Here is an 18021-nt window from a genome sequence, read left to right as displayed (position 1 = left end):
CTGATAAATGAAAATACTTATCACTGGTGGTGCAGGTTTTATCGGTAGTGCCTTAATTCGTCATATTCTGAAAGACACGACTCATTCAGTCATCAACCTTGATGCGTTAACTTATGCAGGTACGCTTTCTTCAATTCCTAATGCCGATGTTTATACTGGTCGCTATACATTTGAGAAAGTAGATATTAGAGACTACAAGGGCGTGGATTCGGTATTTAAACGACATCAACCCGATGTTGTAATGCACTTAGCTGCGGAGTCTCATGTAGATCGTTCAATTGAAGATGCGTCTTTGTTTATTGAAACCAATATTGTTGGTACTTTCAATTTATTGCAAGTGTCGAGGTTGTATTTTCAGAGCCTTAGTATTGATAAGCAAAAAATATTTCGTTTTCATCATGTGTCTACCGATGAAGTTTATGGTGATTTAAAAAGCTCACAGGGATTATTTACTGAAATGTCAGCCTATTCCCCGAATAACCCTTATTCTGCCAGTAAAGCAAGTTCTGATCATTTAGTACGAGCTTGGGCTGCAACTTATGGTTTGCCTGTATTAGTGACAAATTGCTCGAATAACTTTGGCTGTTATCAATTTCCTGAAAAACTGATCCCCAATATGATTCTGAGTGCAATTAAAGGGAAGCCTCTCACTGTTTATGGTAATGGCCAGCAGGTCAGAGACTGGTTAGATGTTAATGACCATGCAAAAGCTTTACTGGAGGTTTTACGAAGCGGTCGTATCGGTGAGACATACAATATTGGTGCGAATAACCAAAAAATGAATATTGAGGTTATTGAAATGATTTGTCAGATATTAGAAGACATTGCGCCGAATAAACCGAAGGGGATTACACAATATCGAGATTTAATTAGTTTCGTAAAAGACAGACCAGGGCATGATGTGCGATATGCCATTGATGCCACTAAAATTCGAACTGAACTTAACTGGAAGCCTGAACAATCTTTTGAAAGCAGTTTGAGAAAAACGGTTCAGTGGTACTTAGACAATAAGGCTTGGTGGCAACCTATTTTAACTGGTGATTATCAGCTTCAGCGTTTAGGGCAGACGGAATGAAAGGCATCGTATTAGCGGGAGGTACAGGCACTCGGTTACACCCAATAACGTTGGGCACCTCGAAACAATTGTTGCCCGTTTATAATAAGCCAATGATCTATTATCCTATTTCGACACTTATGTTGGCAGGGATACGTGAAATCTTGATTATCACCACGCCAGATGAACAAGCCAACTTTAAGCACTTATTAGGAGATGGCTCTCAATTTGGAGTAGATTTTACTTATGTGGCTCAACCTAAGCCTGAAGGGATTGCCCAAGCTTTTATTCTGGCAGAAGCGTTTATTAATGGTGATAGTGTATCGTTAATCCTTGGTGACAATATCTTTTATGGGCAATCATTTTCGAAAATGTTAAAAGATGCAGCCAAAAACGTTAATGCGACCTTGTTTATTCATCAAGTTAAACAGCCACAACGTTTTGGTGTCGTTGAGTTTGATATTGACGGTAATGTCATTGCGATAGTTGAAAAGCCTAAAAAAACCAAATCTGAATTTGCTGTAACGGGTTTGTATTTTTACGATAATCGGGTTGTGGATTTTGCTAAACGATTAACACCGTCTGCTCGTGGAGAGCTTGAGATAACGGACATTAATCAAATGTATCTAAAGCAAGACGCTTTAAACGTTGAATTATTGGGGCGCGGATTTGCATGGCTAGATACTGGAACGCCAGAAAGTTTACATGAAGCTTCTTCATTTGTTCAAACGATTGAACATGTTCAAGGGTTAAAGGTGGCTTGTCTTGAAGAAATTGCTTGGCGAAATGGTTGGATTAGCGAACAGCATTTATCCCAAATAGCAGATTCGATGCAACAAAATGAATATGGTCAATATTTAAAGAAGTTACTCACTCCTGCGTAAACAGGAGTGAGTAAAGGTTTAATTAAAACTTATAGCCAAATACTAGACCGTAACTCGGTCCGTTTACGAACAAGTCACCATTGCTTGTGTCGTAGGCAAGATCACGATAATACTTTAATTGTAATCCTACTCTGAATGCGGACTTTCGTGGAGCATATGAAAGCTCTGCACCGGTATAATAACCAATCGCCGCTTTTTTCCAGCTGTATTTTGCCGCACCGACAAAGAGTTCACTCGATAGGTTGTTTGTCCACTGATAGCGCCAGTTCACAGGGCGAATGCCAATTGTAGTACCACTGCCCGGAAAGGCATCATCTCTGTCAAATGGCTTAGCGTATTCAACGACAACGCCCCACGCACTGTCTTCGGTAACCCATCGATAAGCGCCAATGGCTAAATTAATGGTTTTAGCATCGTCTTTTACTTTCGGTGTTGGGCCTCTCTTTTCACCGATATTTAAATTGGTTTGAACTGCTGAAAGAGATAACTCAATGTCTGTTTTTGCCATAACGTTCTGACTGACAAGTGTAAGTAAGCCGAGTAATCCGAATATCTTTTTATACATATGTAAACCCAGTAATGTTTGGTTTGTTATTTCCATTGAAAGCTAGCTCTAGCCTGCCAGAAGCTTTTTCCCTGCATGTCTTTGCCGTAGTAAGCGCCAACTGAGACCGTATTATTTTTCCAAGGGATAAAGTATTCAGCATCTAGCTCCCAGCTTTGTTGATACTCATCTCTGCCCGTTTCTTTTGGGGTTACCATTCTAACTTGTGTAACAAGTTTATGTTCGCTGTCAAAGCGATAAACGCCTTTTATAAATTGAGACTGCCCTTCGAGTGCTGTGCCATTCTCTCTCTGTTGTTGCAATGCCCAGTTACCAAGCACAAAACCATCATTCACATAACCATCTTTATAGATGTGGTGTGAATACCAGCCGTTTTCCCAAAAGCTGTATTCATAAGTGAAAGAAAGCTTGTTACCGAACAATTGCGGGAAAAACAAACCTGCGGATAATGCCGGGTTACCGAACTGATAGTTTTTACTGTTCGAGGTGTCTTCTCCGGCAAGCTCTGAGTAAAAAGAGAATGGGACTTTAGTATCAAAGTTGAAACGTGATGTGATGGAAGCTATTTGATTACCTGCTTCTTGATCTGAGTTTAAATCATCACGGGTATTATCTGCACCACCAGGGTCGACAAAAGCTTTGGCAATGGTTTTAAAACTGACTTCACGCTCACCACCGCCAAATTGAACGACACGATTTACACCAAGTAACCAACCATCAACGGGCTCAAAACTAAAATGAAATCCTGCCAGTAATGGTTTTTTTCTTGTGCTGTAAGCGCCTTTAAATAATACAGGTTGGGTATCCATTTGAGCGAGAAAGAACTCATAGTTGAAATTAGTATCCCACAACTCAATCGGCAAGTTATTGCTTAAGCTGACCGAAGGCATGGTTTCAGCGTTGGTGCTGATCACCATACTTTGACTTTGAAAGGGTGAATACCAATGTTCTTTATAACCAATATCAAGTTGTGCCCAACTTGTACCGACTGAAAGCATGGTACCAGTGAGCGTTTTACGTTGTTGAGTTAACTCTGTACCGGCATAGAAACCCAACCAATCTTGAGCTTGCCATTGAAACCGATTACTGAACGAAAAAGTATTATCGGTCGTGTTCCCCCGAGCATTCGGGATTGCATGTTCTTCACCACCACCAAAGCTTATTGATGTTCGACTATGGGTTAACGAGGCTGTTTTTTTATAAGGCATTAATGCGCGTGATAATCGTGCATACAGATCTGGCTGAGACAGCTGGATTTTATCTAATGCTTGAAATATTACCGCCATATTGTAGGGCTTTGTGAGCTTAGGAATGTTTGCGACTACGGCTAACGTCTCAACATCGCTCTCAATGATAGGGCTTGCATTTAATGGTAAGTAAGGCGTTACACCGCTTGCTAAGCAGGTGCCAGATAAGAATAAACCTGCAGAAAGAAAAATGGCTGCTTTCATATTGTATTGTTATTTATAAAAATTATGTTGATTATATGTTTTAAATGTTCATCAGCCAAGGCATTATTGATGTTATCTGCTAAGTCGTTGATGATGAGTTTTCGAGGTTTCAGCGTTTAATTTACAGTAATTACGGAGGTGAATTTTGCAAATTATTCATCATGGTGCAAAAGATGGCGTTACAGGCTCTTGTCATCAACTCGTTGTCGATGACGATAGCCATATTCTGATCGACTGTGGCTTATTTCAAGGTGTTGAATCACGCAGCTTAGACATCGAATTCGACTTATCGAATGTAAAGGCGTTGATTGTTACTCATTGTCATATTGATCATGTTGGTCGAATACCATGGCTGTTAGCGGCTGGGTTTCGAGGAGGAATATACCTCACAGAGGCCAGTGCTGCTTTATTACCAATAGTACTTGAAGATGGTATTAACGTTCATTTTGGAAGTAAACGTTTATTTCATACAATTGAACGTTTGTTGGATGAGCTGATCGTGCCTGTGCCTTATAACCAATGGGTCGAACCGATTACTGATAATGCTGTAAAAATACGATTTCAGTCTGCCGGGCATATTTTGGGCAGCGCTTATGTTGAAGTTGATATGCCTGACGGCACTCGGGGTATATTCAGCGGGGATTTAGGCCCTCGTAATACACCGCTTTTACCAGACCCAACGCCCCCAGAGTTCGCAGATTGGTTAGTAATTGAAAGTACTTACGGTAACAAAATCCACGAACATATTACTGAAAGGCGAGCTCGCTTAAAAGCGATGATTGATGATTCGCTACAAGATGGCGGCGCAATCCTTATTCCAGCTTTCAGTATTGGACGCACCCAAGAAATCCTTTTTGATATCGAAGAAATTTTAACTGAATACAGTGACGATGCGTTGAAGCGAATTCCTATCATTCTAGATTCACCGATGGCAGCTAAATTTACGGCAAGGTATCGTCAATTCAAGGAATTATGGGCGAAAGAAGCAAAACATAAGTTACACCGTGGCCAGCACCCTTTAAATTTTGAACAGCTTGTGCAAATTGATTCACATACCGAACATCTTGCTCTAGTAAACAGGCTTAGACAGACTGCAGAGCCTTGCATTGTTATTGCTGCCAGCGGTATGTCAAGCGGTGGGCGAATTGTTAACTATTTGAAAGCACTGTTACCAGATAGAAGAACCGATGTAGTTTTAGTTGGTTATCAAGCAAAAGGGACGCCTGGGCGTGAAATGTATAAAGGGAAGCGTGAAATTTGGTTTGGTGAAAATAAAGTCGAAGTCAAAGCAAAGATACACAAACTTGGGGGGTACTCTGCGCACGCTGATTGTGAGGAGCTTCTAGATTTCATAAATACAATATCAGGTTTACAAAGCGTGAGAGTTGTTCATGGCGAACCCAAAGTTCAGCAAGCCTTTAAGAATAAAATAGAAAGTATGGTACCAGATTTGATTGTTGAGCTAGCTTGCCAACAGTCTTGATGGTTACTGAGTCTACCAAGTAAAAAAATTGATTTGGTTCGTTATTTCAATAGCGACTTCTGTTATAATTTTAACGTTGTGTTGTTCTTATGGACGAGATTATGGAATATTTTATTTCCTTTTTTGCTTCTTTTGCGTTAACTATTACTATTATTACTGCTTTAAACCCTGTCGCTAAACGTGTTGGTTTAGTGGATGTTCCCAATGAAAGAAAGCTTCATGTTGGCCAAATTCCACTGATCGGTGGCGTTGCAATTTTTTTAGGTGTGCTTGCTGCAACTTCTATTGCTATGCAGCATAACCAAGCACTTAACCTGTATCTTATTTCGTCTGCTTTTATACTCTTTCTTGGCGTTTTAGATGATAAGTATGATTTATCGGTGAAGATTAGAATGGTGGCACAAGTTCTGGTCGCTTCGATCATGATTTTTGGTGCTAATTTTTATCTATCAAGCTTTGGCGATATTTTTCATTTCTTTGAGTTTCAGTTAGGTGTTTTTGGTATGTTGGTTACAGTTTTGGCTGTAATAGGTGCCATTAATGCGTTTAATATGGTTGACGGGATTGATGGTCTTGCAGGCTCTTTGAGCTTAGTGACGTTTACTTCGCTCGCCTATTTACTTTTCAGTGCGGAAAATAACTGGTTCTTTTTGGCTTTCTTATTTATTCCTGCGATTTTAGCTTACCTATCGTTTAACCTTCGTTGGCCTTTTAAAAACGTGACTAAAATTTTTATGGGGGACGCAGGCAGTATGTTAATTGGTTTGACGGTGGTTTGGTTGTTGGTCATTGGTGCTGAGTCTAGTAATCAAGCATTTTCACCTGTTACGGCATTATATTTGATTGCGATTCCGTTGATGGACATGACAGCCATCATGTATCGCAGAATTAAAAAAGGGCAATCCCCTTTTAAGCCTGATCGTGATCACTTACACCATATTTTTGAACGTGCAGGGTATACAAGACGTCAAACATTAGTGAGAATTACTTTATTAGCAACATTATTAGCCGTGATTGGCGTTGTTGGTGAAATGTACTCAGTGCCAGAGTCTATTATGTTTGCTGGTTTTATTGCGTTATTTATCGCATACAATTGGGCTTTATTGCACATTTGGCAAGTACTTCGTTGGTTACGAAAAGCATAAATTAAGTGTTTAAATAGAAAAGGCTGCAACTGCAGCCTTTTCTAATCGAGCCAATAATTTTATTTTTTATTGTTCGGTCTTAGTTGTGCTTTTGAGTTCGCCATAGCTAATGCAAACTGTGCATAGGCAGCTACATTTTGTGCAAGCTTTTCAGGTACGATTTTATCAATCGTATCATTCGGAGTGTGGTGATAATCAAAGTAGTCATAACCTTCTTGGCGCAACGAGGCTACAGGTACACCTAAAGCTGGCAACATTGACACATCTGGGCCACCGCCAGCTTCATTATTACCCAACTCAATATTTCTATTGGCTGTCATTGGTGTTAAGTCAGCATGAACTTGCTCAAATTGTGCTGGGTTAACATTGACATCAATTTTATAAATCCAACCTGCACCGAAGTCAGACTCAGCGGCGATATAATGGTTTTGCAGTTCTTTGGCGTGTGCTTTAGCATAAGCTTTACCGCCAACTAATCCAATTTCTTCTGCGGCATAAAGCACCACACGAACAGTGCGGTCTGGACGTTGTGGTAAATCTAAAATGTGTTTACCGGCAGCCATTACAATACCAACACCTGCACCATCATCGAGTGCGCCTGTACCTTCATCCCAAGAATCTAGATGCGCACCAATAAGTACGATTTCTTCAGGTTTAGTACGGCCAGTCACTTCGCCGATAACGTTATAAGAGGTTGCAAAGCCTTTATTCTCAGGGCTCATGTTCAACTTCAAAGTGACGTTAGGGTTACGTTTCAACATAAAGTTAAGTTGGTTTGCATCAGGAGCTGAAAGTGCGGCAGCAGGAATTTTGTTAACGCCATCTTTGTAACGCATCATACCTGTATGTGCCATACGGTCATGATCGGTACCGATAGAGCGAACAACAATCGCTACTGCGCCTTTTTCGGCTGCCGCAATGGCACCACGTGAACGTCCACCAACACTTTTACCGTAACCCGCGCCATTAATTGCACGCTCTGTTTTATGGTCGATAAAAACAATTTTACCTTTCACATCGGTAGGGTTGGCTGCTTTTAATGCCGCTAATGTATCAAAGCGAATGATCTCAGCTTCTAAGCCATTCACTGGTGTAGCAACACTGCCACCTAATGCTGTGATGACGAGTGGTTGAGGGTAGGGAGCAGTTACTTCAGCACTTGCTGAACCACGATCCCAAATTGGAACTTTGACAGGTTCTTTATATATTTTGTCATAGCCAAGTGCTTTGAATTTGTTCATTGCCCAATCAACGGCCATGAGGTCTTTGTCGGTTCCGGCCATTCGAGGGCCAACTTCAACAGTCAATGACTCAACAATGTCATAACCAAGGTTTGAAGTTTTCGCTGCTGTCATTAAAGTATGACTTGTCGAATGAGTTTGGCTTGTGCCCGATGTGCTTTGACAGCCCAATAATGCTGAGCTAATAGCGGCTGCAAGTAATAAAGTAGGTAATTTTTTCATTAGTAATTATTCAATTGTTATTATTTATAGCTTAAAGGAATTATTTTCAGGCATAAAAAAACCGGCCTGAGCCGGTTTTTATTGTATCTTCAACAACAATTAAGCAGCAAGTGCTTTAATTCTTGTGTTAAGACGAGCCTTATGACGGGCTGCCTTATTTTTATGAATCAAACCTTTTGTTGCCATACGGTCAACGATAGGTTGAGCAGCATTGAAAGCTTCAGTTGCTGCTGCGTGATCGCCAGCTTTGATAGCAGCGATAACTCTTTTAAGATAAGTGCGTAGCATAGAGCGACGGCTTGCGTTGTGTTGACGACGCTTTTCAGATTGAACTGCGCGTTTCTTTGCAGACTTGCTATTAGCCAAGGTGCAACTCCTAAAAACTGGATATTAAGATTTTTTAAAGGTCGAGGAATATGCCCGAAAAACACACCAATGTCAATCAAAATGCATCACAGATTAATAAATCTGTTAGCATTTGGCTTTCTTCAACCTAACTCGTGTAAAATGTGGCGCAATTTTATCAGCTCTCCTAATGAAATGCACCCTCTATCCTAAAAAAAGCGGTTGGTAGAATAAGATAGTTAACGTATCTTCATTTATTATGCTCATAAGGTTGAGTAAACTGATTTTTATATGGACGTTTGCTGTCGGTAAACAGGATGAACTCGTCACTGATTTGTGATGTATTTCAATAAGTAAATGTACAGCTGATTACCCACCAAGCGTTGTTATAGATTATTTTCACAGTGTTTGAGTGCATCACTGATTATTCTTTCTCGGGTTCCTACTAGAGAAAATCGTTTTTTTTGGAGTTCTTTTGAGCAAGAAATTATTTAGATCAGGCATGATCGTCAGTGCGATGACTTTAGTTTCACGTGTTTTGGGGTTATTACGTGATGTTGTTATTGCTAATCTATTGGGCGCAAATGCCAGTGCCGATGTGTTCATCTTTGCAAACCGAATCCCAAACTTCCTGCGTCGACTCTTTGCTGAGGGTGCGTTTAATCAGGCGTTTGTGCCTGTGTTTACTGAATATGAAGAAACCAAAACTAAAGAAGAAACTCAAGAACTGATTTCAAAGGTGGCAGGCACGTTAGGAGGTATTGTTACAATAGTAACGTTTATTGCTGTCATTGCTTCACCAGTCATTGCCGCTTTGTTTGGTGCAGGCTGGTTTTGGGATTGGGTCAATGATGGGCCCGATGCCAGTAAATTTGAACTTGCCTCTTTGATGCTTAAAATCACTTTCCCTTATTTATGGTTTATTACTTTTGTGGCTTTAGCTGGTTCTATTTTGAATACCCGTGGTCGATTTGCGGTTTCAGCCTTCACGCCTGTATTTCTGAATATTGCCATGATTGGTGCCGCAATTTTGATCTCTCCGAGACTCGAAGATCCAGAAGTTGGGTTAGCAATCGGTGTGTTTTTAGGTGGTTTAGTTCAATTTTTGTTTCAAATTCCATTTTTGTACAAAGAAAATGCAATTATTAAGCCAAGTTGGGGTTGGAATCATGAAGGTGTGATTAAAATACGCACGTTAATGTTACCTGCATTGTTTGGGGTCTCTGTCACTCAGCTAAGCTTACTGTTTGATACCTTTATCGCCAGTTTTATGATTACGGGTTCGATCAGCTGGTTGTATTACTCAGACCGATTACTTGAGTTTCCATTGGGTTTATTTGGTATTGCTATCGCAACGGTCATTTTACCTACTTTATCTAAAAAGCATGTTAATGATGAAGGAAAAGGGTTTAAACAAACGATGGATTTTGGAGTACGCTTCATTCTGATGCTCGGTGTGCCAGCAATGGTAGGCTTAATACTGCTCGCAAAACCCATGTTGATGGTCTTGTTCATGCGTGGTGAATTTAATTTTACTGACGTACAACAATCATCAATGAGCTTAATTGCTTATGGTTGTGGTTTGCTTAACTTCATGATGATTAAAGTGTTAGCTCCGGGTTACTACTCACGCCAAGATACCAAGACACCAGTGCGTTACGGCATCATTTCGATTTGTACCAATATGGTGTTCAATATCATTTTTGCCATTCCATTTGGTTTTGTTGGATTAGCTATCGCAACCACGTTATCTGCCTTTGTTAATGCCTGCCTATTATATAGAGGCCTACATATAAGTGGTGTTTACCAGTTGAGTAAGCAAACACTGATTTATTTTTTGAAAGTGATAATTGCAGCAGCACTAATGGGCACATTGATATTTTATTTCAACCCTACGGATCAGGTGTGGCTTGATATTGGAGAATTGACTCGAGGTGCAGAGCTTGCCAAATTAATTGCGCTCGGTGGAATTTCATACTTAGTTGCTTTGTTTTTATTCGGAATTAAGCCATGGAAGCTTAAACCTGAGCTTGATGACTGATATACTCCGGTCACTTATGCGTGTAACAAAAGCACAAGAATGGAATTAATTCGCGGGATTCACAATATTTTACCTAATCATCATGGTTGTGTATTAACCATTGGTAATTTTGATGGCGTTCATCGAGGCCATGCTGAGGTGATCAATCGCTTAGTTGAAAAAGCTGAGCATTTTGATTTGCCTGCAACTCTGATGACTTTTGAGCCTCAGCCTCAAGAGTTATTTAAAGGCGAAGATGCACCTGCGAGACTGAGTTTATTACGGGACAAAGTGATATTACTTGACGAACTTGGTATTGATAGAGTGTTATGTGTCAACTTCAATCGCAAGTTTGCCAGTATGCCACCTGAAGATTTCATTGAAGAATTATTAGTAAAGCAACTTGGTGTAAAATATCTGGTTGTTGGCGATGACTTTTGCTTTGGTAAAAAGCGTGCTGGCAATTTTGACATGCTGTGTAAAGCAGGTGCGAAACATGGTTTTGCTGTTGTGAGCACAGACAGCTTTATTGTTGGTGATACCCGTGTAAGCTCTACTGCCATTAGAGAGTCATTGGCCGAAGGTAATTTTGAGCAAGCAAGAAGAATGCTTGGTCATCCTTATTTGTTAGGTGGTCGAGTGGCTCATGGTCAAAAGCTTGGACGAACCTTAGGTTTTCCGACAGCAAATATTGCGCTTAAGCGAAATGTTGTGCCTGTACGTGGTGTATTTGCGGTGCGTGCATTTTGGCAAGATAGTGAAATTTATGAAGGTGTTGCTAATGTAGGCTTTAGGCCAACTGTTAATGGGCAACAGTGCCAGTTAGAAGTCCACTTGTTTGACTTTGATGGTGATATATATGGTCAGTATATCGAAGTCGAACTGGTGGCAAAGATCAGAGACGAACGACCATTTGAGTCGTTAGAGGCGCTAAAAGCGCAAATTATGAATGATGCAAATGAGGCGAAAGCTTTATTTAGCAGTGATGCCAGCTAATACTGGTTTATAAATGGTGTATGGGATAAATGAGCGACTATAAATCAACGTTGAATTTGCCGGAAACGAAGTTTCCGATGAGAGGTAATCTGGCGAATCGTGAGCCAGAGATGTTAAAACGCTGGAACGAAGATGAGCTGTATAAAGCGATTCGTGAAAGCCGTGAAGGTGCAAAGACATTCATTTTGCATGATGGCCCTCCATACGCAAACGGTAATATTCATATTGGTCACTCAGTTAATAAAATCTTAAAAGATATTATTATCAAGTCGAAAACCATGTCGGGTTTCGATGCACCTTATATTCCGGGCTGGGATTGTCATGGTCTACCTATTGAGCTTAAAGTTGAGCAAAAAGTCGGTAAGCCAGGACATAAAGTTTCTGCCGCAGAATTCCGTGAAGAGTGTCGTAAATATGCGGCTAAGCAAGTGGATGGTCAGCGTGATGATTTCATCCGTTTAGGCGTATTTGGCGATTGGCAAAACCCTTACCTAACCATGAACTTTGAAACCGAAGCGAACATTATTCGTTCATTGGCTAAAGTGATTGATAATGGTCACCTACATAAAGGTGTTAAACCGGTTCATTGGTGTACAGATTGTGGCTCAGCATTGGCTGAAGCTGAAGTTGAGTATGAAGATAAGACTTCTCCAGCGATTGATGTTGCGTTTGTTGCTGTTGACTCAAGCGCAGTTGCGGCTAAATTTGGTGTCGCAGATTATACAAATCAGGTTGCGACCGCAATTTGGACGACAACACCTTGGACACTGCCAGCTAACCGTGCCGTTGCATTAAGTGCTGAACTTGATTACGCCTTAGTTGAATATACTAAAGACGGTAAAAAACAAGCATTAGTGCTTGGTGAAGTACTTGTTGATGATTGCATGAAGCGCTTTGGCGCTGAAGAATATACAACGCTTGCTACAACAAAAGGTGCTGAGCTTGAGTTAGTTCGTTTCCAACATCCATTTTATGATTTCGATGTTCCTGCAATTCTTGGTGATCACGTTACGACTGAAGCAGGTACTGGTGTTGTTCATACTGCACCTGGTCATGGTCAAGATGACTTTGTTGTTGGCCAACAGTACGGTTTAGAAGTCGCAAACCCAGTTGGTGATAACGGCGTTTATAAGCCAGATACTGAATTCTTTGCTGGCCAGCACGTATTTAAAGCCAATAAGTCAGTGGTTGAATTACTTGAAGAAAAGCAAGTATTGCTTAACCATGAAAACTATCGTCACAGCTACCCACATTGCTGGAGACATAAAACACCAATTATTTTCCGTGCGACGCCACAGTGGTTCATTTCAATGGACAACAATGGCTTACGTTCAACGTCATTAAATGAAATTGGCCAAACTCAATGGATCCCAGATTGGGGACAAAGCCGTATCGAGAAGATGGTTGAGAATCGCCCTGATTGGTGTATTTCTCGTCAACGTACTTGGGGTGTTCCAATTACCTTGTTTGTTCATAAAGAAACGGATGAATTGCACCCTGACAGCGTTGCATTAATGGAACGTGTTTCTCATCGTATTGAGCAACAAGGTATTCAAGCTTGGTTTGACCTTGAGCCGTCAGAGCTATTAGGTGATGAAGGTGACAAATACCGTAAGATCACTGATACCTTAGACGTATGGTATGACTCAGGCTCAACGTTTTCATCAGTTGTTGCGAATCGTGCAGAATACAAAGGTGCGGACATCGATTTATACCTAGAAGGTAGCGATCAGCATCGTGGTTGGTTTATGTCATCATTGATGATCTCAACAGCGATGAACGGTAAAGCACCGTATAAGCAAGTGCTAACACACGGTTTTACCGTTGATGGTAAAGGCCGTAAGATGTCTAAGTCTATCGGTAACGTAATTGCTCCTCAGCAAGTTACGGGTAAGCTTGGTGCTGATATTCTGCGCTTATGGGTTGCTGCAACTGATTACAGTGGTGAGATGACGGTTTCTGATGAAATCCTAAATCGTAGTGCAGACTCTTACCGTCGTATTCGTAACACGGCCCGTTTCTTACTGGCGAACCTAAGTGGTTTCAACCCTGAAACTGATATGGTTGCGGTTGATGATATGGTTGCTGTAGATCGCTGGGCTGTTCGTCGTGCACACGCAATTCAACAAGAAATTCTTGCCGCTTATGAGCAATACAACTTCCACTTAGTGACTCAAAAACTGATGCAGTTCTGCTCAGTTGAGTTAGGTAGTTTCTACTTAGACATCATTAAAGATCGCCAATACACTGCGAAAACAGAAGGCCATGCACGCCGTAGTTGTCAGTCTGCGCTTTATTTAATTGCTGAAGCATTAGTTCGCTGGATTGCACCAGTGTTGAGCTTCACGGCTGATGAAATCTGGCAGTTATTACCAGGCGAACGTGAGAAGTATGTATTCACACAAACTTGGTTTGAAGGTTTAGAGTCTGTTGTTACTGAGAATGATTTGAGTGACGAATACTGGCAGACACTGTTATCTGTTCGTACTGAAGTCAACAAAGTACTTGAGCAAGCACGTCGTGATAAGAAGATTGGTGGTTCACTAGAAGCTGAAGTTACGCTTTATGCCGCTGAAGAGCTAACTGCTGAACTTGCAGAGATCGATGATGAACTTCGCTTTGTATTATTGACATCTAAAGTGAACATTAAACCATTAGCTGACGCACCAGCAGAAGCAACTACAACTGAACTTGCTGCGCTAAAATTAGTCGTAGCTAAAGTGGATGCAGAGAAGTGTGAACGTTGCTGGCACCATAGTGATGACATTGGTCAAGTTGAGTCGCACCCAACACTGTGTCAGCGCTGCGTGACTAATATTGAGGGTGAAGGCGAAGAGCGTAAGTTCGCTTAATATTTTCGACGCCGTTTCTACCCATGTAGAAACGGCATTAGGATTGATTGAATAAAGGAAAAGGCATGCCGTCAGATTGGAGACAAAGTGGTTTGAAATGGTATTGGGTTGTTGTTATTGCAATTGTTGCTGATCAACTTTCTAAGCAGTGGGTATTAGCGAATTTTGATTTGTATGAATCAATTAATTTATTGCCCGTACTAAACTTTACTTATGTTCGAAATTATGGCGCAGCATTCAGCTTTTTAGCTGATGCTGGTGGTTGGCAACGTTGGTTCTTTACTGTTATCGCAGTTGGTATCAGTGCCTTATTAACGTTTTGGCTACGCAAACAACATGCGAACGAATGGCGCACAAACCTCGCATTTACGCTCGTTATTGGCGGTGCAATTGGTAATTTAGTTGACCGTTTAATGCATGGATTTGTTGTTGACTTTATCGATGTATATTGGAAAACCAGCCATTATCCTGCATTTAATATTGCTGATTCCGCCATTTGTATTGGCGCAGGTTTAATCATTCTTGACTCATTTTTTGGTGAGAAGAAAGAAATAACTGAAAACACTAAAGAGGTAAGTTAAGTGTCTTCGACTAAATCATTACTTTGTCACATGGAAATTTTGCTGGAAGATGGCTCGACTGCTGACAGCACAAAGGCTTCTGGTAAGCCTGCACGATTAAATATTGGTGACAATAGTTTAAGTCCGGCATTCGAAGCTGAGCTTGAGACTCTAAAAGAGGGTGATAAACATAAGTTTACCCTTCAAGCCGTTGACGCATTTGGAGAGTCTAACCCTGATGCCATTCACTATTTAGATAAAACTCGTTTTCCAGCAGATTTGAAGTTGGAAGAAGGCGTTATTGTAAGTTTTGCAGGCCCTGGTGGCAGTGAGATTCCAGGAATCGTTCGTGAAGTCGCTGGAGATTCAGTTACGGTTGATTTGAATCATCCGTTAGCAGGCCATAACATAACCTTTGATATTGAAGTGACTCAGGTACTCTAATCTATGAATTCTTCTGACAAAATTGCAGTTCAACAAGTCGAGCCTAATGGTTTAAATATTATGCTTGCCAATCCTCGAGGCTTTTGTGCTGGGGTAGATCGTGCGATTAGCATTGTTGAAAGAGCGCTAGAACTATTTGAACCACCCATTTATGTTCGCCATGAAGTTGTTCATAACCGTTACGTGGTACAAAACTTAAAAGACCGTGGTGCGATTTTTGTCGAAGAGTTAGAGCAAGTACCTGATGACTGCATTGTTATTTTCAGTGCTCATGGTGTTTCACAAGCGGTGCGTAAAGAAGCGAAAGATCGTGGCTTAAAAGTGTTTGATGCAACTTGCCCACTGGTGACTAAAGTTCACTTACAGGTGACTCGAGCAAGCCGAAAAGCCATTGAGTGTATCTTAATTGGACATGCTGGCCATCCTGAAGTTGAGGGAACAATGGGTCAGTACAGTAATCCTGAAGGTGCCGTTTATTTAGTGGAGTCTGTCGAAGATGTCGCTAGATTAACGCCTAACGATCCAGATAACCTTTGCTTTGTTACTCAAACCACGCTTTCGGTTGATGAGACCATTGATATCATTGAAGCCCTAAAAGCTAAGTTTCCGTGTATTGAAGGCCCACGCAAGGATGATATTTGTTACGCAACACAAAACCGTCAAGACGCCGTAAAAAGTATGTCACCGAATGCTGACATGATGGTGGTTGTGGGTTCGAAAAACAGTTCTAACTCGAACCGTTTACGCGAACTTGCTGAAAAGCACGGTATTGAGGCACACCTTGTCGATAACGCTGATGATGTTGCTGCATCATGGTTTGAAGGTAAATCGAAAGTGGCCGTAACTGCTGGTGCTTCAGCTCCAGAAGTATTAGTTCAACAGGTTGTTGAAGCAATAACTAAGTTTGCACCGAGTGTGATTACCGAAGTTGAAGGGCGAGAGGAAGATACCGTTTTCGCTGTTCCAGCAGAATTAAGGTAAGTGTTCTTGGTCTAATTTGATTAGAAAAGAGGCTACTGCCTCTTTTTTAATGTTCCTATCGTAGTAAAAAGTAGAAAGTGAATAAAAAATAGCCTAATATCGATTCTCTATTCAACAGAGTGTTAACAAAAATAGAGAAAAAAGGTATAAAATACCTGTCATAAAAACGGCAATGGACAGAGGATTGACGCCAATGAATGGCAATGAGAAAGGATTATCCCTCATAGAAGTACTCGTCTCACTGGTGATTCTTGTCATCGGTCTTGTTGGTGTGTTCAATCTGCATATCATTTCAAAACAAGGCTCATTTGAAGCTTATCAACAAACTCAGGCTTCTTTTCTTGCTAATGATCTTATTAATCGAATGAGAGCAAATTCTTCACCAACCGATCTTGCGGCTTTTGCAAATGGCACTCACCCAGAGTATATAGATTGGGAAAACTCATTGGAGGGGGATAATGAAAAGGATGGAAATACATCCATTGGTGGTCTAGATGGAGCAATGGCATGTATGCAGCAAGGTGAATTTCAAGTGAAAACTCCTCCGAGTGGCCCAGGAGAGAGCCCTGAGGTTGAGGAGATTCCTGGCACTGAAAATATTTACACGATAGCAATTAGTTGGCGAAGTATTAGAGAATTATCTGATGCTGTGAAAGCTGGGCAGTATGCGGAGGGGGATAAAGTTCCTTTAGTTTGTGGTAACGGATCAAACAGGAGGCGGCTCTATACTGTTAGTACAGTTATTCGAGCCGTAGCACCAGATCCCTTTGAACCTGATCCGGCTCCTGCTCCAGATGATGGGGGTGGAGGATGATAATAAAGACAAAAGGCTTTTCATTAATTGAATTAATGATTGCTATGGTTATCAGCCTATTTTTAACACTAGGCCTGTTTACTATGTTTCGTATGTCATCTACCAATGTTACAACAACTAGCCACTTTAATGAGTTGCAAGAAAGTGGCCGGATAGCGTTAACATTATTAGAACGAGATATTCGATTAGCGGGTTACTTTGATATTCACACGAACAGTGATTTAACGCCGGGAGTCGGTACAACAGCCGTTGCAGATAATGACTGTATTGGCGCTGGTGTAGACAATGCTAGTTACCCAATATCTGAAAACTACCGAACTATCTGGGGATTTACTGTTGGAGATGGTTCAAGTATTACTTGTTTAACTAATGGAACTAATAATGATGTTGGTACAGATGTCATTCAAATTAAGCGTGCAGGAGATATAGTCCCAAGAGCTCAAGTTATTGGTCAGGATAACCATTTTATTGGCTTCGACAATAATTCGATAGAGTTTTTTATGGCTGAGGATAGTATCCCTGCAAATTTAGCTGCGGATGCCCAGTTCGCGCAGTTTGTACATCATGTCTACTACATTGAAACAACTGATGGTATTCCAACTTTAGAGCGAAGAGAATTAATCAATAACAATATGGACTCTAGTGGGAACACTAATCAGGTACTTGTGAATGGTGTAGAAAATATGCACTTTCTCTATGGTATCGATAATGATGAAGATTTTTCTGTGGATATATATCAACCTGCGACAGATGTTCCGGATGATGCATGGAATAGGAATGGGCAAAGAATCATTGCCGTTAAGGTTTATTTGCTTGTCCGCAGTGTTGAACCTGATAATCAGTATACCAATGACATTACCTATAACTTGGGTGGTAAAGAATTAGGGCCATTTAATGACAACTTTCGTCGAAAAGTGATGTCTACTACGGTTATCTTATTTAACAATATACAAACATAAAGCAG

The 18021-nt window shown here is 40.9% G+C and carries 16 protein-coding genes; 12 read left to right on the top strand and 4 right to left on the bottom strand.

Annotated features, from left to right (window positions below; translation table 11 throughout):
* Positions 1–7: 7 nt before the first annotated feature.
* Positions 8–1075, top strand: coding sequence for a dTDP-glucose 4,6-dehydratase (gene rfbB / locus AC1EU2_RS06350; RefSeq protein ID WP_480297193.1), 1068 nt, complete (start codon positions 8–10; stop codon positions 1073–1075).
* Positions 1072–1938: a glucose-1-phosphate thymidylyltransferase RfbA gene (rfbA, locus tag AC1EU2_RS06345; RefSeq protein WP_480297192.1), complete on the top strand. Its 867-nt coding sequence runs from the start codon at positions 1072–1074 to the stop codon at positions 1936–1938. Before rfbB ends, rfbA begins: the two co-directional genes overlap by 4 nt.
* 22 nt (positions 1939–1960) lie before the next feature.
* On the opposite strand, the gene AC1EU2_RS06340 is transcribed toward rfbA, so the two are convergent.
* Positions 1961–2503: a hypothetical protein gene (locus tag AC1EU2_RS06340; protein ID WP_480297191.1), complete on the bottom strand. Its 543-nt coding sequence runs from the start codon at positions 2501–2503 to the stop codon at positions 1961–1963.
* Between the two features lie 26 nt (positions 2504–2529).
* A complete protein-coding gene (locus tag AC1EU2_RS06335) occupies positions 2530–3954 on the bottom strand; it encodes a capsule assembly Wzi family protein (protein WP_480297190.1) in 1425 nt (474 codons plus the stop codon).
* Positions 3955–4099: 145 nt separating this feature from the next.
* Here AC1EU2_RS06335 and AC1EU2_RS06330 point away from each other — a divergent pair, with 145 nt between their 5' ends.
* On the top strand, positions 4100–5437 hold the full coding sequence (locus AC1EU2_RS06330) for an MBL fold metallo-hydrolase RNA specificity domain-containing protein (RefSeq protein ID WP_480297189.1): 1338 nt from the start codon (positions 4100–4102) through the stop codon (positions 5435–5437).
* 101 nt (positions 5438–5538) lie between these two features.
* Positions 5539–6582, top strand: a complete 1044-nt coding sequence (gene wecA, locus AC1EU2_RS06325; RefSeq protein ID WP_480297187.1) for a UDP-N-acetylglucosamine--undecaprenyl-phosphate N-acetylglucosaminephosphotransferase — start codon at positions 5539–5541, stop codon at positions 6580–6582.
* Positions 6583–6641: 59 nt separating this feature from the next.
* On the opposite strand, the gene AC1EU2_RS06320 is transcribed toward wecA, so the two are convergent.
* Both AC1EU2_RS06320 and rpsT read right to left on the bottom strand, forming a co-directional pair.
* Positions 6642–8045, bottom strand: coding sequence for a M20/M25/M40 family metallo-hydrolase (locus AC1EU2_RS06320; protein WP_480297186.1), 1404 nt, complete (start codon positions 8043–8045; stop codon positions 6642–6644).
* 99 nt (positions 8046–8144) lie between these two features.
* Positions 8145–8411 carry a 30S ribosomal protein S20 gene (gene rpsT, locus AC1EU2_RS06315; protein WP_129946567.1) on the bottom strand — a complete coding sequence of 89 codons (267 nt, stop codon included), beginning with the start codon at positions 8409–8411 and terminating at the stop codon, positions 8145–8147.
* 454 nt (positions 8412–8865) lie between these two features.
* Here rpsT and murJ point away from each other — a divergent pair, with 454 nt between their 5' ends.
* The 8 genes from murJ to AC1EU2_RS06275 all read left to right on the top strand — a co-directional run bounded on the left by murJ (position 8866) and on the right by AC1EU2_RS06275 (position 18016).
* Positions 8866–10431, top strand: a complete 1566-nt coding sequence (gene murJ / locus AC1EU2_RS06310; RefSeq protein WP_480297185.1) for a murein biosynthesis integral membrane protein MurJ — start codon at positions 8866–8868, stop codon at positions 10429–10431.
* 39 nt (positions 10432–10470) lie between these two features.
* Positions 10471–11406 carry a bifunctional riboflavin kinase/FAD synthetase gene (ribF, locus tag AC1EU2_RS06305; RefSeq protein WP_480297183.1) on the top strand — a complete coding sequence of 312 codons (936 nt, stop codon included), beginning with the start codon at positions 10471–10473 and terminating at the stop codon, positions 11404–11406.
* A gap of 29 nt (positions 11407–11435) precedes the next feature.
* Positions 11436–14258 carry an isoleucine--tRNA ligase gene (gene ileS, locus AC1EU2_RS06300; RefSeq protein ID WP_480297182.1) on the top strand — a complete coding sequence of 941 codons (2823 nt, stop codon included), beginning with the start codon at positions 11436–11438 and terminating at the stop codon, positions 14256–14258.
* 65 nt (positions 14259–14323) lie between these two features.
* On the top strand, positions 14324–14839 hold the full coding sequence (gene lspA, locus AC1EU2_RS06295) for a signal peptidase II (RefSeq protein WP_480297181.1): 516 nt from the start codon (positions 14324–14326) through the stop codon (positions 14837–14839).
* Complete coding sequence (fkpB, locus tag AC1EU2_RS06290) at positions 14840–15262, top strand: FKBP-type peptidyl-prolyl cis-trans isomerase (RefSeq protein ID WP_480297179.1); 423 nt, start codon at positions 14840–14842, stop codon at positions 15260–15262.
* Positions 15263–15265: 3 nt separating this feature from the next.
* Entirely contained in the window at positions 15266–16243 is a 978-nt protein-coding gene (gene ispH, locus AC1EU2_RS06285) for a 4-hydroxy-3-methylbut-2-enyl diphosphate reductase (RefSeq protein WP_480297178.1), read from the top strand.
* Positions 16244–16436: 193 nt separating this feature from the next.
* A complete protein-coding gene (gene pilV / locus AC1EU2_RS06280; protein ID WP_480297176.1) occupies positions 16437–17057 on the top strand; it encodes a type IV pilus modification protein PilV in 621 nt (206 codons plus the stop codon).
* Positions 17054–18016 carry a PilW family protein gene (locus tag AC1EU2_RS06275; RefSeq protein ID WP_480297175.1) on the top strand — a complete coding sequence of 321 codons (963 nt, stop codon included), beginning with the start codon at positions 17054–17056 and terminating at the stop codon, positions 18014–18016. Before pilV ends, AC1EU2_RS06275 begins: the two co-directional genes overlap by 4 nt.
* The last annotated feature ends 5 nt before the right edge of the window (positions 18017–18021 follow it).

It is taken from the genome of Parashewanella sp. 2304DJ23-3, from assembly GCF_056591695.1.
Note: the sequence above shows the minus strand (reverse complement) of the source record. Positions and strands in the feature narration are given on the sequence as shown.